This window comes from Mycobacterium sp. Root135 (assembly GCF_001426545.1).
Taxonomy (GTDB): domain Bacteria; phylum Actinomycetota; class Actinomycetes; order Mycobacteriales; family Mycobacteriaceae; genus Mycobacterium.
Genome location: NZ_LMEZ01000005.1, coordinates 759402 through 781157, shown reverse-complemented (window position 1 = coordinate 781157; position 21756 = coordinate 759402). Strand labels below are relative to the sequence as shown.

Genomic DNA, 21756 nt, shown 5'->3' with positions numbered 1-21756 from the left:
ACCTCCTAACGAGATGAAACCACCTGCCGCAGTTCGGAATACACATCGGACGCGGTGTCGTACACCCGAACGATCGCCTCGTCGCCAGGCTGCAGGAAGGTCGACTCGCCGAGCTCGGTGTACCGGGTCGCACCGATGCCGATCAGCACGTTCGCCGGATGTCCGGCCGCCACCATCAGCTGTCCGACGTCTTCCAGAGGCGTCTCGGGCGAGCCCTTTTGGTTGGCCAGACGCTCGGTGACCCAGTCGAGGAGCACCTCGCCGTAGTACGAGTAGCCCAGCAGTGGGCTGTCGACGCCGTAGCCGTGCTCCTCGCCGTCGGCGGTGAGCAGGTCGCACACCAGCCGCAGCGTGGACGTCGGCCCGTCGGGCGTCAGGTCGCCCACGTCGAAGAACCGGGCGGCCACCCCCTTGGACGCCGGGCCCCAGTTCTTCTTGTGGCTGATCTTCAGTGCGCCTGGCCGACGGATCGAGCAGTCGTTGAACGCGCCGAGGGCGAACGGCTGCAGCGACACCACGGTGTCGCCCTGCCACGCCACGTGGCAGGCCAACCCGACCTCGGGTTCGATCTGCAGGTTCAGCGGCGTGTCACTCTCGGGCAACAGAATGCTGTCGTTGGACAGCGGAAAGTCACCGAGGAAGCCGTCGTAACCCGGTGCGTACCAAGGGAAGATGCCCTTGGGTGCCGCCCCTTCGCTCGAGACGTTCACGAAGTCCGCGGCCTCGCCGGCCTGCTCGAGGTGCCCGGCGAAGTTGCCAGCCACCCCGAACCCGAACCAGGACCGCAGTTCCTCGAGGTCGAGGTCGATCGTCTTGAGTTCCGGGACACCCTGGCTCATGGCGTGAGTACCGACTTTCCGACGTAGGGCACCAACGCATCCGGGACGCGGACGCTGCCGTCCGGCTGCTGGTGATTCTCCAAGATGGCGACGAGCCAGCGGGTCGTCCCCAGCGTTCCGTTGAGCGTCGCCGCGATCTGCGGCTTGCCGTTCTCGTCGCGATAGCGGGTGGAGAGGCGTCGGGCCTGGAACGTGGTGCAGTTCGACGTCGACGTCAGTTCGCGGTAGGTCTTCTGCGTCGGCACCCAGGCCTCGCAGTCGAACTTGCGGGCCGCCGATGAGCCCAGATCGCCTGCGGCCGTGTCGATCACCCGGTAGGGCACCTCGATCAAGGCCAGCATTCGGCGCTCGAGGTCCAGCAGGCGCTGGTGCTCGGCTTCGGCGTCCTCCGGCTTGCAGTAGACGAAGGCCTCCACCTTGTCGAACTGGTGAACGCGAATGATGCCGCGGGTGTCCTTGCCGTAGCTACCCGCCTCGCGGCGGAAGCACGACGACCATCCCGCGTAGCGTCGCGGCCCTTCGGAGAGGTCGAGGATCTCGTCGGAGTGGTAGCCGGCCAGCGGGACCTCCGACGTGCCGACGAGGTACATGTCGTCGGCCTCGAGGTGGTAGATCTCGTCGGCGTGCGCGCCGAGGAATCCCGTGCCGGACATCACCTCGGGTCGTACCAGGACGGGCGGGATGACGAGGGTGTGGTCGTTCTCGGTGGCCAGCTTCACCGCGAGCTGCATGACTCCGAGCTGAAGCAGCGCGCCGTATCCGGTCAGGAAGTAGAAGCGCGAACCGGACACCTTGGCGCCGCGCTCCATGTCCAGCAGGCCCAGTGCTTCGCCGAGCTCCAGGTGGTCCTTCGGATCCTCGATCGCAGGCGGTTCGCCGACGGTGTCGAGCACCACGAAGTCGCTTTCGCCGCCCGCCGGGACACCGTCGAGGATGACGTTCGGGATCGCCATGTGCGCCGCGGTGAAGGCCGCTTCGGCCGCGGCCTGCTCCACTTCGGCGGCCTTGACCGCTTCGCCGAGCTGCTTGGCACGCGCCAGCAACGCGGGTCGCTCGTCGGCGGATGCCGCTCCGACTGACTTGCTGGCCGCCTTCTGCTCAGCCCTGAGGCCGTCGGCGGCGGAGATCGAGGAGCGCCTCGTCGCGTCGGCGTCGAGCAGCACGTCTACGAGGGCGGGATCCTCACCCCGCGCCCGTTGCGACGTGCGAACCCGGTCGGGATCTTCACGTAGCAGCTTCAGGTCGATCACGTATGAAACCCTACGTTTGGCGGGATGCCACCCCAACCCCGGGGCACAGCCTCATAACGCTACAACTGCATCTCTTGTCACACGACGCGGCTCGCCTGTCACAATGGACCAGATGTTGGATGCACCCCATGACGCCGAACTGAGCGCAGACGAGGCCGCCCCGCCGTCGCGCCGCCCGGCGTGGTGGCGGAGCCTTCAGGCCGAGTCGACGCGACGGGCGCTGCTGCTGACGGCGTTGGGCGCGCTCCTCATCGCCGGCGTCATCACCGCGATCCCCGGCGGCGGACAGGGCGGGCTCCCCGTCGGACTCAACGCAGGCAAGACCGCCCTGGGCGGCGGTTCGCGCGGAAACGCCACGTTCGACCTCGCGGTCCGCGGCACGTGCCTGAACTGGCCAGAGCAGGTTCCGGACGCCGCACAGATCGTCGACTGCAAGGACGAGCACCGCTTCGAAGTCGCCGACCGCATCGACATGAGGACGTTCCCCGGCACCGAGTACGGCCCCGACGCCGCGCCGCCGTCGGAGGCGCGCATCAGGCAGATCAGCCAGGAGCAGTGTCAGGCCGCGGCCCGGCAGTACCTCGGGGCGAAGTACGACCCCAACGGCCGGTTCAGCGTGAGCCTGGTCTGGTCGGGCGACAAGGCGTGGCGGCAGGCCGACGAACGCCGCATGCTGTGCGGCTTGCAGCTGGCCGGACCCGACAACCACCAGCTGGCGTTCGCGGGCAAGGTCGCCGACGTCGACCAGTCGAAGGTGTGGCCGGCCGGGACGTGTCTCGGTATCGATCCGGCGACCAATCAGCCCACCGACATCCCCACCGACTGCGCCAAGCCACACGCCATGGAGGTGACGGGGGCGGTCAACCTCGCCGAGAAGTTCCCCGGCCCCGTGCCGCCGGACGGCGACCAGGACCAGTTCGTGAAGGACGCGTGCACGCGGATGACGGACGCGTACCTCGCACCCGTGGCGCTGCGCAAGACCACTCTCACCCTGATCTACAGCACGATCTCGCTGCCGAGCTGGTCCGCCGGGAGCAAGCAGGTGTCGTGCAGCATCGGCGCCACCCTGGGCAACGGTGGCTGGTCGACGCTGCTCAACAGCGCCAAGGGGCCGTTGCTGATCAACGGTCAGCCGCCGGTCGCGGTGCCCGACATTCCCGAGGAACGGTTGGACATGGCGCCAATTCCGCTCCCCCCGGTGGACACGTCGTCTCAGGTGTCGTCGCAGATCGACCTCAGCGACCAGAGCAGCTCGAGTAGCTCCAGCAGCCAGGGCAACAACCACCTGCCCGGGCAGCAGGCCACTCCCACCCAGACTCAGACTCAGAGCACGCAGACCCAGAGCACCCAGTCCCCGACGTCGGGCGCGCCGCTCCCGCCGCAGGGCAACACGTTCCTCAACGGTCCGCCGCCCCCGCCGGGACCTCAGGGCGACGGCGGTCTGCCGCCGCAGGACGGGCCGCCACTTCTCCCGCCTGCCGGGGATCCCGCCGCCCCCGCCCCGGCACCTGCCCCGGTCGTCGGCGAGCCGGCACCCGTGATTCCGGTAGCGCCGGGTCCGCCGCCGGGGCAGTAGCACCGTGCCCGTTCGGATGAGCTCGGACAGGTTCGACGAGCTGGTGTCCGACGCGCTCGACGAGATCCCGCCCACCCTTGCGAAGGCGATCGACAACGTCGTCGTGCTCGTCGAGGACCGCCATCCCGAGGAGCCCGATCTGCTTGGGCTCTACGAGGGCGTCGCGCTGACCGAACGCGACTCCACGTACTTCGGCTCGCTGCCCGACACCATCACGATCTTCCGCCACGCGTTGCTCGACATCTGCGACAGCGAGGGCGACGTGGTTCACGAGGTGACCGTGACGGTGATCCACGAGATCGCCCACCACTTCGGCATCGACGACGACCGGTTGCACGAACTCGGTTGGGCCTGAACCACTTCCGGGGCGAGCGGAGCGACGGGGGGGTTCCGGGGCGAGCGGAGCGACGGGGGGGTTTCAGGCGCGGCAGCCAAGGTTCGTCGGTGGGCGGTGCTACAACTGGAGACATGTCGGATGTTTGTCGCGAGTGCCGGGAGGACCTCGACCACTGCCACGGCACGCTCGTGCACCACGCCTCGTTCCACGTCGAGTGCACAGAGGACTGTGCCACCCCCGACGGTCTGCACTCCTTCAGCATCGACTGCGAAGCGGTCGGCTGCACCTGCGCGGTGGTCGTCGTCGCCTCCGCGGCATCGTGACCTGGGTCAGCCCATCGGATCGGCGCTGTGCGCCGCGTCCTCGACCGGGTGCTCGACCGGTTCGAACGGTGGCGTGAACGGCCCCCACTGCAGGCAACTCCAGCGGCCGTCGGTGATCGGGCTCAAGACCACGCACTCGGTGTTGGCGAGGTGATGTTCGATGGCGAAGCCGGGGTCGACGCCGGAGAGCGCGGTACCGACCAACCGGATCGCGGCGCCGTGGCTCACCACGACGACGTCACCCACCCACGCGTGATCGTCGAGGAAGCGTAGGCGCAGCTGGGTCACCACCGGCAGGTAGCGGTCGAGCACCTGCTGGGCGCTCTCGCCGCCGGGCATGGGGACTTCGAGATCGCCGTTCTGCCATAGCCGGTAGATGGCGTTGAACTCCTCGTGCGCGTCCTCGTCGCTGCGGTCTTCGAGGTCGCCGGCCTGCACCTCGTGGATGCCGTCCAATTCGACGGCGTCCAGGCCCAGGTGCGTACCGATCTCGGCGGCCGTCTGGACCGCACGCAGGGCGGTGGAGTGCGCCAACAGGCCGACGGGATGTTCGAGGGAGCGGCCGAATGCTCGTGCCTGTTCGTGGCCAAGGTCGGTGAGCGGTGCGCCGGGCGGCCGGGTGTCGAGCTGCCGGGCGACGTTGGCGTGTGACTGGCCGTGGCGAACCAGTATCAGTCGACCGGTCATCGGACGCGCCCCTCTCGAAGTGCGGCCAACCAGCCGGTCGCCTCGTCGGTGACCGGCGGTGTCGCACCGACGGCGGTGCCTGTCGACCATGAACCCAGGTATCTCACGTCTGCACAACGTCTGTGAAGCGCTCTAAGTGCCTCGGCCACCGGATCGTCGTCGACGTGCCCGACGAAGTCCAGGAAGAAGAAGTACGTCCCCAATTCGACTCGAGTTGGCCGCGATTCGATGCGAACCAGGTCGATGTCGCGCATCGCGAGTTCGGTCATCGCGGCGACCAGCGCACCTGGCACGTTGTCGAGCCGCAAGACGACCGACGTGCGGTCCGCGCCGGTGCGCGCCGGCGGCGGTCCCGGCGGGCCGACGAGGACGAATCTGGTCCTGGCGTTCGGTTCGTCGACCACCCCGTCGGCCAGCGTGGCCAGTCCAAGCCGCTGGGCGGCGAGCGCGGTGCTGACCCCTGCGTCGGCCCTGCCCTCGGCGACGTCGTGCGCCGCGGCGGCGTTGGACGTGGTGAGCACCGTGTGAGCGGTGGGGAGGTGTGCGGCCAGCCACCGCTTGACCTGCGCCTCGGCCACGGGGAAGGCGGCGACGGTCCGAACGGCGGAGGCGGCGGTGCCGGGGCGGACGGCAATGCTGAAGGCCACGTCGAGCGTGTGCTCGGCGAAGATTTGGAGCGGCGTGCCCGCGGCGAGGCTGTCCATCGTCGGCACCACCGAGCCCTCGATCGAACTCTCGATCGGTGCGCAGGCGTAGTCGGCGGCTCCGCTGCGAACGGCGGCCAGCGCGCCGTCGGCGCTGTCGCACGTCACCGGCACCAGCGGCGACGAGTCGGGGAGGGCACCGGCGCCGACCATCTGCAGCAATGCCGCCTCGGTGAAGGTCCCCTGGGGACCCAGGTAGGCGACGCGTGGCACGGGTCAACCCTATCGGCACCGAGCCCGTCGCCCACCGACCCGCGGCGACCATTTCGGAAACACTTGCACCATTCGGTGAGGCTAGCCTAAGTTAGGGTTACCTCATCCGACGGAAGGCAGACGCGATGATCGGCGACGCAACGGCAGGAACGGCCCTGGTGGCACCCACGACGGCCGAACGGATTCGCAGCGCGTGCGCCCGTGGCGGCGGCGCGATGCTGGCCGCGGAGGGCGCCGACCCCACCCCCACCCCGATGCACCACCTCCTCGACGACGGGTCGTTCGCGATCATGGTGCCCTCCGGGGGTCCGCTGGCCGGGATGATCGTCACCTCGGGCGCCTCGGGCATTCAGGCGGTCCTCGAGATGACCGACTACGCGCCGCTCCCACTGCGCGAGCCGGTGCGCTCGCTCGTCTGGATCAGCGGCCGCCTGTTCCACGTCCCGCCGTCCGGTCTGTCGGGACTCCTCGACATGATCGCCCAGCAGAACCCGAATCCTGCGCTGCTGCAAGTGAACACCGGCACCGAGCAGGCCGAGGGCGGCGACACCCCCTACACCCTGGTGCGGCTCGAGATCGACTCGGTCGTTGTGGCCGACTCGACGGGAGCCGAGTCCGTCGGCGTCAGTGCCCTGCTCGACGCCCAGCCAGACCCCTTCTGCGCCATGGAATCGGGCTGGCTCCAGCACCTCGAGTCCGCTCATCGGGAAGTGGTCGACCGTCTGGCCAACCGGCTCCCGACACCGCTGCGACGCGGCCACGTCCGACCGCTGGGGCTCGACCGCTACGGCGTCCAGCTCCGCGTCGAGGCCGAAGACGGCGACCACGACGTGCGGTTGCCGTTCGCCAAGCCGGTCGACGACGTCACCGGTCTCAGCCAGGCCATCCGGATCCTGATGGGTTGTCCGTTCCTGAACGGGCTGCGCGCCCGCCGCATCTGACGGCAGCTACCGTAGCTCCGGTGACGGGCGCGACGGACGAGCTGCTGCCCGACCCTCGCAAACGGGCGATCCGCCTCGAGATCGCCGTCGTCCTCGCCGTCACGTTCGGACTCTCCGCCTACACGGCCTTCGTCAGCCTGACCGAGGCCGTCCTGCTCGGTCTCTCCGGGCAGAAGGTGGCGCTCAACCGCAAACTCTCGCCGATCGACCTGATCAACTTCGCCCTGAACCTGGCGTCGGTCTTCCAGCTGATCGCGTGGGGCCTGCTTGGGCTCTACCTGTTGTGGCGCAGTGGGTTTGGCCCCAGTCGCATCGGCCTGGGGCGCTTCCGCTGGCGCCCCGACCTGCTGGGCGGCCTTGGCCTCGCGGCGCTGATCGGCGTGCCCGGTCTCGGTCTCTACGTCGCGGGCCGCGCGTTGGGCATCGGGGTCGCCGTCGTCCCATCGGAACTTGGCGACACCTGGTGGCGCATCCCGGTTCTGCTCGCGGTGGCGTTCGCCAACGGCTGGGCCGAAGAAGTGATCGTCGTCGCGTTCCTCATGACGCGGCTGCGTCAGCTCGGCTACTCCCCGGTCGCCGTCCTGGTGGCCTCCAGCCTGCTGCGCGGCGCCTACCACCTCTACCAAGGCTTCGGCGCGGGCATCGGAAACATCGTGATGGGTCTCGTCTTCGGGTACGTGTGGCAGCGGACGGGACGGCTGTGGCCCCTGATCGTGGCGCACGGTCTCATCGACGCCGTCGCCTTCGTGGGCTACGCCCTGCTCGCCGGGCACCTGAGCTGGCTGGGGATCACGTCCTGACCACGGGCGTCCCCTGCCCGTACATTCAGACCCGTGAGCGACAACCGGCCCGATCCGCGGCGGCCCCGGCCACCGGTGGAGGCGTCGCAGGTCATCCGGCGCGACCCGAACTACCGGCCACCGCCCGCTCCGCCGAGGCGCCCTCCCGACGCCACCCAACCGATCGCTCCGCCGCGCGCCCCAGCACCTCGCCTCCCTCCTCCTCCACCACCCGCACCACCACTACCACCGAAGTACCGCCCCGCGCCCCCGCCGGCCCGACGGCCTCCCCCGCCCCGCCGGCCACCACCATCGCCACCCGCCCCCGCGCCGAAGGCCCGCGCACCGAAGCCCAAGCGCAAGCGCCACTGGGGACGGATCTTCATGACCGTTCTCCTCCTTGTCGTCGCGTCGGCGATTGGCACCGCCGTCTGGATCGACACCTCGCTGCATCGCGTGCCAGCGCTGACCGCGCTGCCCGACCGCCCGCCGGCCGGTAGCGGCACCACGTGGCTGTTGGTCGGATCGGACAGCCGCCAAGGCCTGACCGACGAGCAGCAGTCCGAGCTCGCCACCGGAGGGGACCTCGGCAACGGCCGCACCGACACGATCCTGCTGGTCCACGTGCCGGGCCTCGGATCGAGTGCCCCGACCACCATGGTCTCGATCCCCCGCGACTCCTACCTTCCCGTCCCCGGATACGGCGAGGACAAGGTCAACGCGGCGTTCGCACTTGGTGGCGCGCCGCTTCTGGCGCAGACGGTCGAGCAGGCGACGGGACTTCGGCTCGACCGCTACGCCGAGATCGGCTTCGACGGTTTCGCCGCCATGGTCGACGCCGTCGGCGACGTCTCGATGTGTCCGCCCGAGCCCATCAGCGACCCGCTCGCGGGCATCGACTTGCCCGCCGGATGTCAGGAGTTGGACGGCCGAACTGCGCTCGGATACGTCCGCTCCCGAGCCACGCCGCGCGCCGACCTCGACAGGATGACTCACCAGCGGGAGTTCATGTCCGCGCTGATGCAGCGTGCCGCCAGCCCCGCCGTTCTGCTCAACCCGCTGCGCTGGCACCCGATGGCGCACGCGGCCTCGGGCGCGGTGACCGTGGACTCCGGCGCACACGTGTGGGATCTCGCCCGGTTGGCGTGGGCCCTTCACGGGCCCGTCACCACCACGACCGTGCCGATCGGCGAGTTCACCGGAAGCGATTCTGGCTCGGTGGTGGTGTGGGACGACGATGCGGCGACACGTCTCTTCCACGCGATGGCGACCGACAGCGCGGTGCCCCAGGACGTTCTCGACGAGGGCGACGGTTAGCCAACCCTGGGCTTACTCGCTCCGGCAGCAAACTCGCGTCACCAGTCACTTTCGAAGTCCGTCAATTAGGGCAACCTCGCCTTAATTAGTCAGACCTTTGATGACAAGGGGTGCTGACCTGCACTATCGTCCTCCGCATGAGCGAAGCAACCACCCACGACACCAAGTTCCACCACCTGCTGCAGGAGCAGATCCGCATCGAGTTCACCGCGTCGCAGCAATACACCGCGATTGCCGTTCACTTCGACTCTGCCGATCTGCCGCAGCTCGCCAAGCACTTCTACGCCCAGGCCCTCGACGAGCGCAACCACGCCATGATGCTCGTCCAGTACCTCATCGATCGCGACGTCGAGGTGGAGATCCCCGGCACCGATTCCGTCCGCAACTCGTTCACCACGCCGACCGAGGCGCTGCGCCTCGCGCTCGAGCAGGAGCGGACCGTCACCGAGCACATCAGCCGCCTGGCCGCCGTCGCGCGCGACGAGGGCGACTACCTCGGCGAGCAGTTCATGCAGTGGTTCCTCAAGGAGCAGGTCGAGGAAGTCGCCCTGATGACCACGCTGGTCCGGGTCAGTGAGCGCGCGGGCGCCGACCTGTTCCACCTCGAGGACTTCATCGCTCGCGAGATCGGCGCGGAAGAAGCCGACGCGACCGCACCCAAGGCCGCAGGCGGCAAGCTCTAAGAGCCGTCCGACTGGGCGTCGGTCAACCCGTTCTGCAACCAATCCTTGGTGCGGCCGGGGTGATTCGTCGCCACCCAGGCCACTCCGACGTCACGGCAGTACCGCACGTCCTCGTAGTGGTCGACGGTCCAGCAGTACAACGCCCTGCCATGGGCGGCGGCGCGGTCGACGAGTTCTGGATGCTCGCGCAGCGTGGCGATCGACGGTCCCACCGCGGTCGCACCGACCGTCGTCGCCGCGCTGCCGCCCAGGTACCGGGACGTGTCACCCAACAGCACCGTCGGGAGCATTGGCGCAGCCCGGCGGATCCGCCACACCGCGGCCGCGGAGAATGAGATCACGACGGCTCGGGACAGATCGGCCGACGCTGGTGACGCGATGCCGTACCGGTGCAGCAGCGCCAAGACCTTGCTCTCCACCAATGCGCCGTAGCGCACGGGATGCTTCGTCTCCACGAAGATCTTGACGGGACGCTTCCAGTCGAGGACCAGCGAGATCAGGTCGTCGAGGGTGAGCAGTCCGGTTTCGCCTTGGCCGCCGCCCGCCTGCGCGCTGGAATGCCAAGCGCCGTAGTCGAATTCACGCAACTCGGCGAGCGTCATGTCGCTTACCAGGCCGGTACCGGTCGACGTGCGGTCGACACGTCGGTCGTGGACGCACACCAGATGACCGTCGCGCGTGAGCCGCACGTCGCACTCCACCCCGTCGGCGCCCTCCTCAAGGGCGAGCTCGTAGGCGGCGATGGTGTGCTCGGGGCGTTCGGCCGACGCGCCCCGGTGCGCCACCACGAAGGGGTGCCCGCCCACTGCCCCGTCGGCCGAAGTCATGCGCTGATGATGCCTGACGCCGCCGGTTCCTTCCGGTCCGACTCAGCGGATTCCGAGTCGCGGTCCTGAGGTTCGGCGTCCTCGGGGACCTCGACGTCCTTCTCCTGGGTCTTGGCGTCGTCGACGACGACCCACCGCGTCGTCGGCCCGTGGTCGACGGGCCGATGCTCGAACCCCTGGTACATGCGCACGGTCAGCAGGAGCGCTGCGAGCGCCGCCAGGAACGCGATCGTCACGACCATCGTGTTGTTGGCGATGCCCTGCGCGTCGGTGGTGAAGCTGGTCGCGAACGCGAACGCGGACACCAGGAAGCTGACCCACCACCCGCACCACCACACCACGATGGGGGTGCGCAGCCATGACAACCGTCCCTCCGCCCTGGCCAACTCGATGACGAACACCGGGGCCCAGAAGAGGTTGACCAACGGCAGCAGGCAGCACACCCACAGCTGCCACGCCGGACGCGGATCCTCCACGTTCGAACGCGCGTAGGTGTTGGCCCGCCGAACGATCAGCCAGTTGGTCAGCACCACCGCGGTGGCGATCAGCGTGAAGAACACCAGCACGCTGGCTGCGACACCCGCCCACGTCGCGATGCCCGCCACGATCGGGTTGAGCAGCCTCGAGCGGTTGTAGAGCAGCAGTGCGTAGTTGGCGATGTGGACCACGATGGCGAAGACCAGTGCCAGCATCGTCAGCAGAAGCGTGGTCTGGACCATGCGCGTCGCCGTCTTGGGCGGTTCGACCGCGGGCTCGGGTGCGGCCAGCTCGAACCGGTCCTGCAGCCCCCAGCGCGGGATCACCGAGTACCTGGGCGTCGGCCCAAGCGGCCGGGGCTGACGGCGGGCCGGTGGGGCGGCGCCAGGACGCACCGCGATCCAGCGGTAGCCGGCGGGGAGGCGCTGACCCGATCCGTTGGCTCCCGGCTTCGAGTCCGCGGAGGTTCGCGTCGACCACTGCGGTTCGGACTCCGCCGACGGTGCGAGCAGCGAGCCCTGGCAGCGAGGGCACCAGACACGCTGGCGGTCGCGCACATTCCAGCGCGTGCCGCACCGTGAACAAACCTGGATCACGCGACCAGCCTACGGTTCCTCAGACGGTGCCCGCAGAGCCGTCGTCGGTGACGACGGCGCGCCCGGCTCCGGCCCACGCCAGCATGCCCCCAGCCACGTTGAGGGGCTCGTAGCCGTTGCGGGCGAGGTACTGCGCCACGCGGAGCGACCGGCCGCCCGCATGACACACCACATAGAGCGTGGCGTCGGTGTCGATCTCGGCGATCCGGGCCGGCACGTCCCCCATCGGGATGTGCTGGGCGCCCTCTGCGTGGCCGCGCTGCCACTCGTCGTCCTCGCGGACGTCGAGCAGAACCACCGATTCGTCGAAGGTGACGGGAACGTCGGTGATTTCGGCCTCTCCGACCTGGTCGTCACTCACTGCGCACTCCTTGGTTCGTCGTGAATCTCACCCCACCAATGCTGGCATGGCGAGAACAGCAATCAGAGGCCTATCCACAGTTTCCACAGGTTCATGCACAGGGACCGAGCCATGGAAAAGCCCCTGACCCGGCAAATCCGTCGGCGACCGGAAATTGACTGTGGATAACTCGAGACCTCGACCACCGGCGATCAACAGGGCCCACAGCGCCGAGCGAAAAACGACGCCGAGCTAACCACCCTTCCCGCCGCACGAAAACCGCGGCGGCCAATTTTTCTCGCCGATCCACAGGCGCTATGATCGCGATCACAAGCAACGTTGTGACAGATCTCACTGGAGAATTAACGTTGATCGCGCAGGTCAGGAGCTTTTGATGGCATCGCATCCACTGGGGCCGGGGGCCGTCCCGCCGTCGGAATGGCACACGTCCGCACACGTCTACACCCACAGCCATTTGATGGCGTGCCTGCGCGCGGGACTGATCGCCCTCGCCCTGCTCGGTGTGCTCGCGCTCATCGTCTTGACCTGACCGTCCCGGCCACGAAGAAGGCCGGCTCCGCGCTAAGCGCGAAGCCGGCCTTTCTTGGTTGACGGGTGTGATCAGGCGGGTGGGTACACGCCCATGTCCTTGGACTTCTCGGTCTGCCAGAAGATGTCGGAGATCTCGTCGATCGTCTTGAGCAGCTTCTCGGCGACGGCGATGTCGGTCGACTTCTTCACGTCGCCCGCGCCGTGCACGCCGTCCCAGAACAGCTGGTGCAGGTTCGGGAACTGCTCGAAGTGGTCCTTGGTGAAGAAGTCGGCCCACAACACCATCAGGTGGTGCTTGACCTCTTCGGCACGCTGCTCCTTGATGATGATGGCGCGCGTCCTGAAGTGGTCGTCGTCGGAGTCGTGGAACTTCTTCAGCGTCTTGAGGCAGGACAACGCCTCGATCTTGGCCTGAGCCGGATCGTAGACACCGCAGTACAGGTCGCAGTGGGCGTGGGCGGGAGTTGCGTTGGGTAAGAGTCGAGGAAGCATGTATTGAACTTACCCTTTGGGGATGAGCGGCAATCAAGCTCCGCGAGGCTGGCCCCTTCGAATCTTTCGAGTCGACGGTGAGTCGATGCGCCCGACCCTGAGCCCTGGCGGGTGGTTGGTCGGATTTCGTGACGGCCGCGAGCCCAAACGGGACCAGATCCGGGTCTTCCGCGATCCGTCGAAGTCGACCAGGTGGCTCGTCAAGAGGGTCGGCGACGTCCAGCCGTCGTCCCATGGCGCGATTTTTGAGGCGCGCTCGGACAACCCGAGAGCGCGGTACGCCTCCGACTCGCACGACTTCGGTCCGGTGAGGGCAGAGGGGTCCTACCGCGTGGTGTGGCGGTTCGCCGGACGGCAGCCGCGCTGACCTCGAGGGTTTCGGTTGCATTACTGGCACTCGTGTCCTATTGCGTGCTAGCTGCTACCTGCCGCAAGCTTTCGGGACTGACCCACAGCCGTGTCGGGCGGCAATCACGCGCACCGATCGGAGGCAGTGATGGATACCGGATCTCATGGAGCCATCGAAGTCGCACCCTTCCACTCCGGTGGAGCACTCAAGGGTTTCGTGGTCTCGGGCCGCTGGCCGGACTCGACGAAGGAATGGGCACAGCTGTTGATCGTCGCGGTCCGGGTGGCCTCGCTGCCCGGTCTGCTCTCCACCACGACGATCTTCGGTGTGCGTGAGGAGCTACCCGACGAGCCGGCGCCGGGCACCGTCGGACTGGTCATCGCCGAGGGCACCGTGGTCGGCGACGGGGCGATCCCGCCGGGTTACTTCGCCCGCCGCCAGCCGCCCGCATTGTTGATGTTGCACCCACCGTCGGAGACGATGCCGTCGCTTCCGGAATGCGCGGGTGCGGCGTCAGGATGCGTCCTACTCCCCGGCCTGCCGCACCTCGGTCTCGATCACCGGGCGGCGTGGGTGGAGGCCGAGTCCGACGGCACCATCACCTCGATGGTCAGCAGGGTGGGCGTCGACCCGATCACGCATCCGGACACCGCCGTCCTCGCCATGCTGCTTGCGGCGGCCTAACCGGGTTCCCAGCGCTCCCGCCGGCGGCCTTCGGGGCCGTCGCGTACTCGATTCGTCGACCGTCTCGACGGAACCGGCCATTGGCTACTGTCACCGCGACGACCGCTGCCGCGAAGGAAGCTCGCCTACGTCGGGGACTGACGTGGGCGAAGGCGGCGTCGGTAGCTGCGTCCGTAATCCGCGGTCGAATTCATGAGCAAATTACCGATGTCGTCGAAGCCGAGCGCTGAACCGATTTCTCAAGGCCGATACGGGCTCCCGCTATTTGGCAGCGAGCACGCCGAGAGACAGGGCAAAACAACTCCAGCGTTATTTTTGGCTTAGCGGCGCTTGGATTCGGCGCAGTCCAGGCAGGAGATAACCGCTGCTAGAGCACACAGGTACGGGTAGTAACGTGGGGTGCAACGGACTCTAGGGTGGTTTGCACTTGGTTGTCGGCGCAACTCTCGCTACGATGATCAGCAAATACGCCTCAAGGGACGCCCGCTCGTAACGCTAAGTGGAGGACAGATCGATGAGCATGACTTTTTCCGCCAGGCTGAACCGCCTATTCGACACCGTCTACCCCCCGGGACGTGGCCCCCATACGTCGGCTGAAGTCATTGCCGCCCTGAAGTCTGAAGGCGTCACGATGTCCGCGCCTTACCTCTCCCAGTTGCGTTCGGGCAATCGCACGAACCCCTCGGTTGCGACGATGGCGGCCCTGGCCAACTTCTTCCGCATCAAGCCGGCCTACTTCACCGACGACGAGTACTACGAGAAGCTCGACAAGGAACTCACCTGGCTGGCGAGCATGCGCGACGAGGGCATCCGCCGCATCGCGGCCCGCACCGTCGGACTCTCCCCCGAGGCGCAGCAGGACATCGTCCAGAAGGTGGACGAACTCCGTCGCCAAGAGCACCTCGACGACTAGCTCGACGCGACGCTCACCTTGTTCTCGAGCGTCCGGTACTGATCGGCAATCGCGAGGATCCATTCGCGATCCGAATACGACGGCGGCTGGCGTAGCCAATGTGGTCCGGGGAAGGTGGCATTCGCCGCGTCCCCGGGGTTTTCCCGACCGGCGTTGATCCACTCTGCGATGCGCAGCGCCTGTTCTTCCGGCTCGACGTCGGGCGAATCCGGGTGCTCGGCGTCAGTCGACGCGGCGGCGTCCTCACCTCCGAGCGCACGGGTGGCCTCGAGGTACAGCGCGTCGGAGATCATCGACATCTGCTCGGCGACCCGGAACAGCAGCGGCCCGCGTGGTCGGACCCCGATGCCGACGTTGGGGTGCCGTCGACTCAGCTCGTCGAGCAGGGGCTGGATGATCCGCAGTTCGTGACGCGCGCCGAACCAGTCCTCGACGCTGGGCAGCAGCGATCCGCTGGCCACGACGAGCATGGCGCAGCCCAGCAGGGTGGCGGCGGCACCGACGCCGATGAAGTCGGTGGTGCCAACGGCGCGCAGCAGGAAGAACGCACTCGCCAGGACCATGAGCACGACGCCGACGGTGAACACGAAGAGGGCGCGGCCGCGGCGGGTTCGGTTCGAGTGACGTACCCCGGCCCAGACCACCAGGGTCAACGCGAGCATGACGTAGAGCAGCGGCAACAGCCACGACGCCGTCATCGCACCGGGCCCCAGGTTGCGCCGCAAGAATTCCTGCGGCGCCATCTCGGGCTGCTGCGGCGAGGTGAAGAACGCCACCATCGTCAGCGCCGCGATGAGGGTCGCAATGCCGTACTGGATGACCGCGATGCGGCGAATCGTCGCGGGTTTGCGCTCAGAGGCGGCCGACGTGATCATCACGCAGCTGCCGGCGGCGCAGGCGATCAACGCGACCTGGCTGAGCACCGTGGACACGTTGGGCCAGCGGACCAGGGTGTCGATGAGGAGCGTCAGAGGCTCCCAGTTGAGTGCGGCCACCAGTCCGAGGCTGCCGAGGGCGAGGATCATCGCCGCGCTGACCAGGGACTGCTTGTTGACGAGTGCCCAGCCGATGCGCAGGCCGGTTGCCAATCCGAGGAGACCGGCGATCACCCAGATGATCAACCAAACGCCTCTCCGAGGCGCACCTGCACGATCGAGGCGCGGTCCGACGGCAGTCGACCCAACCGATAGATGAGCAGCGCGGCGAAGTCCTCGGCCTCCTGCTCGAGGTCTTCGCCGCTGGGACCCATGCACCCGGTCCGTTGGTTGAGCATGTAGCCGATGAGGTCGGAGCTGGCGAATTCGGTATGGTCCCTGGCCGCTTCGACCACGGAGATGCCTTCGTGGCCGAGGACGAGGTGGCCCAGCTCGTGCGCAAGGGTCCGGTCTCCGGCGGGCAGGCCCTGCTGGATCAGGAAGACGTCTCGATCGGCGTACTGCCGCCACTGGCCGCACACGCCCGACGGCAGGTCCGCCATCTTCAGCTCGATGGGTCGGCCGCGGCTTTCCGCCACCGAATCGACGAGGCGTGCGAGCGACACCTCGCCCCGCCGGGGTGCTAGATCGAGAACCTCACTGACGGCGCGCGTGACGCGACGACTGGCTGGCATCGGATCCCCCTCTCGATGAGTCCACTATTCCCGTCCTTACGTGCCGAGGCACGGCGAATTCGATCAACTCGTGAACCTGGCAGTGCCATTGGCGCGCAGGGCCTGGCCGGCGCGGGCCTGCCGGAACCCAAGCAGGCCTCCCGCGATGGTGAGACCGAGGATGCCCGTGACGCCGGGTACTGCCACTGCCGCCATGTCCCCGATGCTCGCGGTGCGCAGGTATTCGCCGTAGCCGGCTCGGTAGCTCGCGGGCATCGTGCCGTTGCTCGCGCTGAAGGCGGGCGGGTTCTGTTCCTGGGCTCGGGGTGGCGGAGCCGGACTCGCCGTCGCACCCGCTCGGGGCTGCGCTGGCCCGGGTCGCGGTGCGACGCCGGGTCCTCCCGGCCCGCCGACTCCGACTCCGACGCCGAGCGGGGCAACGACGGCGGGTAGCGCGAGCGGTGCGAGGGGCAATTGTGCTGCGGTGGTTGCCAATCCGCCGATGACGTCGGCGGTGGGATCGACGGGGACGATCGGTAGCGCCGGCGATCGCGGGATGCCGGCGCCGGTCGGCGGCAGTCCGCTGCGGATGCCGCCACCTCCGTTGCCGGTACTGCTGCCGCTGCCTGGTGGAAGGCCGGGTCCCGGCGGGGTTGGCCAGCACCACGGCCACCACTTCCATCCCGGGTGTTCTTCGGGCTCGTCGGCGTCCGCCGCGCGCGTCTGATCGTCGGGTGTAGGCGCGGTCTGGGTTTCCGTTTGCGGCGCCGCCGTGCCGGTGGGGGTGGCCTCTTTGCTGGGAGCCGTCGGGGTGCGGGTGGTTCCGGTGCCGCCCAGCGGCATGCCGCTTCGGCCGTCGCCGACCTGGGACGTCGGCTTCGGCGGATTTGCCTTCGGGGTGGCCGTGGCGGTGGCGGCCGCGGAGGGCCCGGTGGGTTTGGTGGAAACAGCCGGGGTGCCCGCGTCAGTCGGGTCGGTCGGCGTGCTTCCGCCGTCGTCGCTCTGAGCTGGATCGGGGTCGGCAAGGGCCAGCGCGGCACCGGCGCCACTGACGAACAACCCCGACACCATCAGACAGGCCGCCGCGGCGATGCGCACTCGCGTAGCCACGTGACAACACCCCTCGCGACCTCTGACGATTCCGCAGGGACGCCCCTGCAGCACCCCCGATCGGTGTCGCCGATCAGTGGCAATTCTTGCACGAGTACGCTTTCTCGTTTGCTGGCGCTCTGAGACCCACGTCTGGAGATCGGGGCCGGAACGGGACGTCGACGCGAGCGGCGATAGTGTTGGCGACACCAGCGCAGCCACGAGCGCCAGATCACGACGAAATGACCGGGAGGCAGCCGGGATGGGCCTGTTCAGACGGCGCAAGAGCCGGGCTACTCGGCGTGCCGAAGCCAAGGCGATCAAGGCCAAGGCGAAGCTCGAGGCACGACTCTCCGCGAAGAACGAAGCGCGGCGCATCAAGGCCGACGGAAGACGTCAGGTGAAGGCGATGAAGGCGAGTCTCAAGGCACAGCGGGCCAGTGACCGAAACGCCCTTCGGGTGGCCGAGACCCAGCTCAAGGCGGTCCACGAGGGACGGCTGCTGTCGGCGTCCCGCATTCGCCGGGTGTTGACCATCTCCCGGATGCTGGCCCCTGTCGTGGTGCCGATCGTCTATCGCGCCTCCGTCGCCGCGCGTGGTTTCGTCGACGAGCGGCGAGCGGACCGACTGGGTGTCTCGCTGAGCCAGATCGGCCAGTTCTCCGGAGCCGGTGGAGCGCTCTCGGCTCGCATCGCGGGCGCCGAACACACGCTGTCCCAGGTGGCGGCGAAGAAGCCGAAGGACGCCGAGACCAAGCAGTTCGTGGCGGCCGTGACGGATCGGCTGCGGGACCTCTCGGCGGCCGTGACCGCGGCGGAGAACATGCCGACCCCTCGTCGCAAGGCCGCACACGCTGCGATCAGTGACCAATTGGACGGAGTCGACGCGGACCTGATGGCCCGCCTCGGAGTGGTCTGATCGGTACCCAGCCCCGCCGACGTACGCCTCCGGCGGCGCGCCTCGTCCCAGGGGCGGCGGCGGGGGCCTTGACGGCGACGCTGGCGGTTGCCGCGCACGGGACCGCGGGCGGTGGCCTGCCGCCGAGTCCCACCGCGGCCCTGCTGGCTCTGCTGTCGATAACCCTCGGATCGCTGGTGGCGACCGTCCGGGACACCGCCGACGTCCGCCTTCTCCTTGCCGTCCTCGCGGTCGGACAACTGCTGGGGCATGCGTTGCTCGGCGTCGGCGGGCACTCGCACCCGTCGGCCGAGGGGATGCCGCCACTTTTGATGTTCGCCGCTCACCTGGCGGCGGTCGTGGTCGGCGCGGTGCTGATCGCTGCGGGCGGACGTCTTGCCGCCGCGGTGTCGCGCGTGCTCGTCGTGGCTGCCCGGGTTGACCGTCACCCCGTCGCCGCAACGTCGTCGACCGCGTTCGTCAGTGCCGATCAGCCCTTGCAGTCCTTGCGCTTTCTGTCTGCGTCGTTGTCGCATCGTGGTCCACCGGTCGGTTTCGCCCGCTAACCCGAAACGACCATTCGACCCTTTCGACCCACGAAGGCAACCCATCATGAGATTCGTTCACCGGGCGTCCTCGCGCGCCCTCATCACGACTGCCGCCACCGGCGCGGCCATGTCCATCGCACTGCTGACGGGTGCGGGAACCGCCTCGGCACACGTTCACGTCGACGCCGACGGCGCGGCTCCCGGCAGTACGTCCGTGCTGACCTTCCGCGTCCCCGGCGAGTCCGAAACAGGCGCTCTGACAACGGAGTTCAGCGTCGCGCTACCCAACGTCGCGTCCGCGCGCACGGAGGTGATGCCCGGGTGGACCGCCCGCCTGGACCGCGACGCCGCCGCAGGCACCGTTCGGTCGGTCACCTGGACGGCCGCCCCGTCGGTCGGCATCTCGTCGGACCAGTTCGCACTGTTCAACGTCTCGGTGACCCTGCCCGACCAACCGACGGTGACGCTGCCGGCCACCCAGACCTACTCGGACGGCACCGTCGTGCGGTGGGACCAGCCGCCTCTGCCTGGCGGTGGCGAGCCCGAGCACCCCGCGCCCGAACTGAAGCTGACCGGCGCGCCTGCCGTGGGCCACGACGAACAGCCCGCGTCCCCGATGGCCACGGCCGCCGCAGAGCCGGCCGCCGAACCGGCGTCGGCGCGCCCCGACGACACCGCGCGCTGGTTGGCAGGCGGCGCCCTGGTGCTGGCCGCCGTCGGAGTCGTGGTGGCGCTCACCGGACGCCGCCGGACGTGATCAGGCGGTTGACGGCCGCGGCGTTGATCGGTGCGGCGCTCGCCATGGGCGCGCTCGCGGGCGCAGGCGTCGCGTCGGCGCACGCCGTTCGCGTGGCTGCCGATCCCGCACCCGACAGCTCCGTCGGCAGCGGGCCCGCGCGCGTCAGCGCGACGTTCAACGAGCGGTTGCAGACCGACTTCGCCGCCATGACCGTCGTCGGACCGGACGGCAATCTCTGGTCGACGGGGCCGGTGGACGTCGCGGGTCCCGTCGCCAGCGTCGCCCTACTGCCGCTGGGGCCGACGGGCGCCTACACCGTGAACTACCGCGTCACCTCGGCCGACGGCCACGTCGTCAGCGGCTCGTGGTCGTTCACGCTGACGGTGGCCGGAACCGGTTCCCCCGGGCCCAAGGTCGGGGCGTCCTCCGACGAGTCGGACGGGATGCCCGTGTGGCCCTTCGTGGCGCTGGCCGCGGTGATCGTGGGCGGCGGCGTCTGGGTGGCGGTGCGGCGGCGCGCGTGAGCCAGGCTCGAGCGGTGGCACTGGGCGCCACGGGCGTCGCGGGTGCCGCCGCGTTGGCGTTGGGGCTTGGTTCGCCTGCCTCGAGCCTGGTGCGTGCGCTCTGCGACGTGGCGGCAGTGGTCAGCCTCGGTCTGGTGGTCGTGCCCGCCCTCGACGTCGAGCGCTACCGCGACGAGTTGGCGGCGCGCGCCGCACGCCCCCTCGTCATGGTCTCGGCGGTGTGGACGGTCGCCGAATTGGTCCGGCTCGTCGTCGGTGCTGCCGACGCGGCGGGGTGGTCGGCTGCCCGGGTCGGCGTGCGCACCACGGTCGCGTTCGCCACGGACACCGCAGTCGGCCGGGCGGGGTTGGTGTGCCTGACCGCGGCCCTGGTGGTGTGCGTCGTCGCGCTGTCCTCGCCGACGGGAACCCGGCCCTCGTCGGCGCCGGGCGTGCTCGCCGTCGGCGCGGCCGCCATCGGGGTCGCCGGACGGAGCCTGGTCGGCCACCTGTCCGAGAGCCCCTTGGGTGGGATCGCGGTGGCGGTCCACGCACTGGCGGCGGCGGCATGGTGTGGCGTGCTCGCCGGTCTGGTGCTGGTGGTGACCCACCGCGGGCAGTGGGCCAGAGTCTTGCCGCGGTTCTCCCAGATGGCGTCGTGGTGCGTGGTGGTTCTGCTGGTGTTCGGGGTGGTCGGCGCGGCCGTCACGCTGAACTCGCCGACCGACCTGTACGGCACCGACTACGGGCGCGTGCTGGCTGCGAAGGTGGCGGTGACCGTCGTCCTGGTCGTGCTGGCGGCGCGGAATCGGGCTGGCTGGCTGCCGGCCGCACGCTCTCACCGCGCCACGGTCGCCGTGTCGCGGAGCAGGTCGAGGGTCGAGTTGGCGGTGATGGCGATCGCCTTGACCTTGGCAGCCGCGTTGGCGGTCACGGGTTAGCCAAATCCGCCAACTGGCATGATGGTCACCGCTGCCGACTACCCATCGCACTGCAAAGGAGCAGCCACTATGGCCGACGAGCAAGATCGACAGGGCCAGACGCCCGACGATCGATCGCCGGACGCTGTCGCCGACCAGGCCCCGAAGGCACCCGCCACGCCGCCGGCGAAGACGCCGCCAGCCAAGGCAGCCAAGAAGGCCCCGGCGAAGAAGGCTCCCGTCAAGAAGGCCGTGCCTGCCAAGAAGGCGCCCGCGAAGAAGGCAGTGCCGCCACCTGCCGCGGTCACTCCTCCTCCGCCGCTCGCACCGCCCGTCGTGGCGGCGCCCACCCCGCCACCAGCACCGGCGCCGAACCCTCCGGCGGAGGGCAACGGCGATCGCGCACCGATCTCGCCGGCGAAGGAAGTTGCGGCTCAAGCGAAGTCGACGGTCGCCAGCGCTCCGACGCCCATCCCGCTGCCCGGTCCGGAATCGTCTCGTCTGCCACTGGTGGTCGCCGTGGCGGCGGGCGCACTGGCCCTGCTGGTCGTGTTGCTGGCGCGTCGCAGCTCCGACGACGACTGACCTAGCA

General features: G+C 68.9%; 28 protein-coding genes. 17 read left to right on the top strand and 11 right to left on the bottom strand.

Annotated elements, in window-relative coordinates; all coding sequences use genetic code 11:
- Nucleotides 1–5: 5 nt before the first annotated feature.
- Nucleotides 6–839: a DUF5718 family protein gene (locus ASD37_RS14865; RefSeq protein ID WP_200959902.1), complete on the bottom strand. Its 834-nt coding sequence runs from the start codon at nucleotides 837–839 to the stop codon at nucleotides 6–8.
- Complete coding sequence (gene serS, locus ASD37_RS14860; protein WP_056552118.1) at nucleotides 836–2089, bottom strand: serine--tRNA ligase; 1254 nt, start codon at nucleotides 2087–2089, stop codon at nucleotides 836–838. The genes ASD37_RS14865 and serS overlap by 4 nt, the downstream gene beginning before the upstream one ends.
- Nucleotides 2090–2192: 103 nt before the next feature.
- Between serS and ASD37_RS14855 the strand changes: the two genes are divergently transcribed.
- The 3 genes from ASD37_RS14855 (at nucleotide 2193) to ASD37_RS14845 (ending at nucleotide 4325) form a co-directional block, all read left to right on the top strand.
- Nucleotides 2193–3665, top strand: a complete 1473-nt coding sequence (locus ASD37_RS14855; RefSeq protein ID WP_056552115.1) for a septum formation family protein — start codon at nucleotides 2193–2195, stop codon at nucleotides 3663–3665.
- 4 nt (nucleotides 3666–3669) lie between these two features.
- A complete protein-coding gene (locus ASD37_RS14850; RefSeq protein WP_056552114.1) occupies nucleotides 3670–4020 on the top strand; it encodes a metallopeptidase family protein in 351 nt (116 codons plus the stop codon).
- A 113-nt stretch (nucleotides 4021–4133) separates the two neighbouring features.
- Nucleotides 4134–4325 carry a hypothetical protein gene (locus tag ASD37_RS14845; RefSeq protein WP_056552111.1) on the top strand — a complete coding sequence of 64 codons (192 nt, stop codon included), beginning with the start codon at nucleotides 4134–4136 and terminating at the stop codon, nucleotides 4323–4325.
- A gap of 6 nt (nucleotides 4326–4331) precedes the next feature.
- Here the strand turns inward: ASD37_RS14845 and ASD37_RS14840 are convergent, their stop codons facing one another.
- A complete protein-coding gene (locus ASD37_RS14840; RefSeq protein ID WP_056552108.1) occupies nucleotides 4332–5012 on the bottom strand; it encodes a histidine phosphatase family protein in 681 nt (226 codons plus the stop codon).
- Nucleotides 5009–5929 (bottom strand): prephenate dehydratase, encoded by a 921-nt coding sequence (pheA, locus tag ASD37_RS14835; RefSeq protein WP_056552105.1) that lies wholly within the window; start codon nucleotides 5927–5929, stop codon nucleotides 5009–5011. Before pheA ends, ASD37_RS14840 begins: the two co-directional genes overlap by 4 nt.
- Nucleotides 5930–6054: 125 nt before the next feature.
- Here pheA and ASD37_RS14830 point away from each other — a divergent pair, with 125 nt between their 5' ends.
- The 4 genes from ASD37_RS14830 (at nucleotide 6055) to ASD37_RS14810 (ending at nucleotide 9649) form a co-directional block, all read left to right on the top strand.
- Nucleotides 6055–6870: a DUF2470 domain-containing protein gene (locus ASD37_RS14830; protein WP_056552102.1), complete on the top strand. Its 816-nt coding sequence runs from the start codon at nucleotides 6055–6057 to the stop codon at nucleotides 6868–6870.
- Nucleotides 6871–6890: 20 nt separating this feature from the next.
- Nucleotides 6891–7670 carry a CPBP family intramembrane glutamic endopeptidase gene (locus ASD37_RS14825; RefSeq protein ID WP_056552099.1) on the top strand — a complete coding sequence of 260 codons (780 nt, stop codon included), beginning with the start codon at nucleotides 6891–6893 and terminating at the stop codon, nucleotides 7668–7670.
- Between the two features lie 33 nt (nucleotides 7671–7703).
- Entirely contained in the window at nucleotides 7704–8966 is a 1263-nt protein-coding gene (locus ASD37_RS14815) for an LCP family protein (protein ID WP_200959901.1), read from the top strand.
- A gap of 137 nt (nucleotides 8967–9103) precedes the next feature.
- On the top strand, nucleotides 9104–9649 hold the full coding sequence (locus tag ASD37_RS14810; RefSeq protein WP_056552090.1) for a ferritin: 546 nt from the start codon (nucleotides 9104–9106) through the stop codon (nucleotides 9647–9649).
- On the opposite strand, the gene ASD37_RS14805 is transcribed toward ASD37_RS14810, so the two are convergent.
- From ASD37_RS14805 to ASD37_RS14795, 3 genes are read right to left on the bottom strand one after another with little or no spacing between them, the layout of a single operon-like run.
- Nucleotides 9646–10476, bottom strand: coding sequence for a glycerophosphodiester phosphodiesterase (locus ASD37_RS14805; protein WP_056552087.1), 831 nt, complete (start codon nucleotides 10474–10476; stop codon nucleotides 9646–9648). The genes ASD37_RS14810 and ASD37_RS14805 overlap by 4 nt on opposite strands.
- The gene (locus tag ASD37_RS14800) at nucleotides 10473–11549 is read right to left on the bottom strand and encodes a DUF4328 domain-containing protein (RefSeq protein WP_056552083.1); all 1077 of its coding nucleotides are present in this window, start codon (nucleotides 11547–11549) and stop codon (nucleotides 10473–10475) included. Before ASD37_RS14800 ends, ASD37_RS14805 begins: the two co-directional genes overlap by 4 nt.
- 19 nt (nucleotides 11550–11568) lie before the next feature.
- Entirely contained in the window at nucleotides 11569–11910 is a 342-nt protein-coding gene (locus ASD37_RS14795) for a rhodanese-like domain-containing protein (RefSeq protein ID WP_056552080.1), read from the bottom strand.
- Between the two features lie 373 nt (nucleotides 11911–12283).
- Between ASD37_RS14795 and ASD37_RS31990 the strand changes: the two genes are divergently transcribed.
- Nucleotides 12284–12439: a hypothetical protein gene (locus ASD37_RS31990; protein ID WP_185934890.1), complete on the top strand. Its 156-nt coding sequence runs from the start codon at nucleotides 12284–12286 to the stop codon at nucleotides 12437–12439.
- Between the two features lie 71 nt (nucleotides 12440–12510).
- On the opposite strand, the gene sodN is transcribed toward ASD37_RS31990, so the two are convergent.
- Nucleotides 12511–12933: a superoxide dismutase, Ni gene (gene sodN / locus ASD37_RS14790; RefSeq protein WP_056552077.1), complete on the bottom strand. Its 423-nt coding sequence runs from the start codon at nucleotides 12931–12933 to the stop codon at nucleotides 12511–12513.
- A gap of 22 nt (nucleotides 12934–12955) precedes the next feature.
- Here sodN and ASD37_RS14785 point away from each other — a divergent pair, with 22 nt between their 5' ends.
- The 3 genes from ASD37_RS14785 to ASD37_RS14775 all read left to right on the top strand — a co-directional run bounded on the left by ASD37_RS14785 (nucleotide 12956) and on the right by ASD37_RS14775 (nucleotide 14879).
- The gene (locus ASD37_RS14785) at nucleotides 12956–13300 is read left to right on the top strand and encodes a S26 family signal peptidase (RefSeq protein WP_056552074.1); all 345 of its coding nucleotides are present in this window, start codon (nucleotides 12956–12958) and stop codon (nucleotides 13298–13300) included.
- 129 nt (nucleotides 13301–13429) lie between these two features.
- Entirely contained in the window at nucleotides 13430–13966 is a 537-nt protein-coding gene (locus ASD37_RS14780; protein WP_056552071.1) for a hypothetical protein, read from the top strand.
- A gap of 514 nt (nucleotides 13967–14480) precedes the next feature.
- Complete coding sequence (locus tag ASD37_RS14775; protein WP_056552065.1) at nucleotides 14481–14879, top strand: helix-turn-helix transcriptional regulator; 399 nt, start codon at nucleotides 14481–14483, stop codon at nucleotides 14877–14879.
- Here the strand turns inward: ASD37_RS14775 and ASD37_RS14770 are convergent.
- The 3 genes from ASD37_RS14770 to ASD37_RS31985 all read right to left on the bottom strand — a co-directional run bounded on the left by ASD37_RS14770 (nucleotide 14876) and on the right by ASD37_RS31985 (nucleotide 17577).
- Nucleotides 14876–16000 carry a hypothetical protein gene (locus ASD37_RS14770; protein ID WP_056552062.1) on the bottom strand — a complete coding sequence of 375 codons (1125 nt, stop codon included), beginning with the start codon at nucleotides 15998–16000 and terminating at the stop codon, nucleotides 14876–14878. The two genes, ASD37_RS14775 and ASD37_RS14770, sit on opposite strands and share 4 nt — an antisense overlap.
- Complete coding sequence (locus ASD37_RS14765; protein WP_056552059.1) at nucleotides 15997–16488, bottom strand: hypothetical protein; 492 nt, start codon at nucleotides 16486–16488, stop codon at nucleotides 15997–15999. Before ASD37_RS14765 ends, ASD37_RS14770 begins: the two co-directional genes overlap by 4 nt.
- Before the next feature lie 63 nt (nucleotides 16489–16551).
- Nucleotides 16552–17577 carry a hypothetical protein gene (locus ASD37_RS31985; RefSeq protein ID WP_200959900.1) on the bottom strand — a complete coding sequence of 342 codons (1026 nt, stop codon included), beginning with the start codon at nucleotides 17575–17577 and terminating at the stop codon, nucleotides 16552–16554.
- Nucleotides 17578–17818: 241 nt separating this feature from the next.
- On the opposite strand from ASD37_RS31985, the gene ASD37_RS14755 reads away from it, so the two are divergent.
- The 6 genes from ASD37_RS14755 to ASD37_RS14730 all read left to right on the top strand — a co-directional run bounded on the left by ASD37_RS14755 (nucleotide 17819) and on the right by ASD37_RS14730 (nucleotide 21749).
- The gene (locus tag ASD37_RS14755; protein ID WP_056552053.1) at nucleotides 17819–18475 is read left to right on the top strand and encodes a DUF6474 family protein; all 657 of its coding nucleotides are present in this window, start codon (nucleotides 17819–17821) and stop codon (nucleotides 18473–18475) included.
- 68 nt (nucleotides 18476–18543) lie between these two features.
- Nucleotides 18544–19020, top strand: a complete 477-nt coding sequence (locus tag ASD37_RS14750) for a hypothetical protein (RefSeq protein WP_235568310.1) — start codon at nucleotides 18544–18546, stop codon at nucleotides 19018–19020.
- A 46-nt stretch (nucleotides 19021–19066) separates the two neighbouring features.
- Nucleotides 19067–19759, top strand: a complete 693-nt coding sequence (locus tag ASD37_RS14745) for a YcnI family protein (RefSeq protein ID WP_056552048.1) — start codon at nucleotides 19067–19069, stop codon at nucleotides 19757–19759.
- Nucleotides 19759–20265: a copper resistance CopC family protein gene (locus ASD37_RS14740; protein WP_056553361.1), complete on the top strand. Its 507-nt coding sequence runs from the start codon at nucleotides 19759–19761 to the stop codon at nucleotides 20263–20265. The genes ASD37_RS14745 and ASD37_RS14740 overlap by 1 nt, the downstream gene beginning before the upstream one ends.
- The gene (locus ASD37_RS14735; protein WP_056552045.1) at nucleotides 20262–21185 is read left to right on the top strand and encodes a CopD family protein; all 924 of its coding nucleotides are present in this window, start codon (nucleotides 20262–20264) and stop codon (nucleotides 21183–21185) included. Before ASD37_RS14740 ends, ASD37_RS14735 begins: the two co-directional genes overlap by 4 nt.
- A 69-nt stretch (nucleotides 21186–21254) precedes the next feature.
- Nucleotides 21255–21749: a hypothetical protein gene (locus ASD37_RS14730; protein WP_056552042.1), complete on the top strand. Its 495-nt coding sequence runs from the start codon at nucleotides 21255–21257 to the stop codon at nucleotides 21747–21749.
- Nucleotides 21750–21756: the final 7 nt, after the last annotated feature.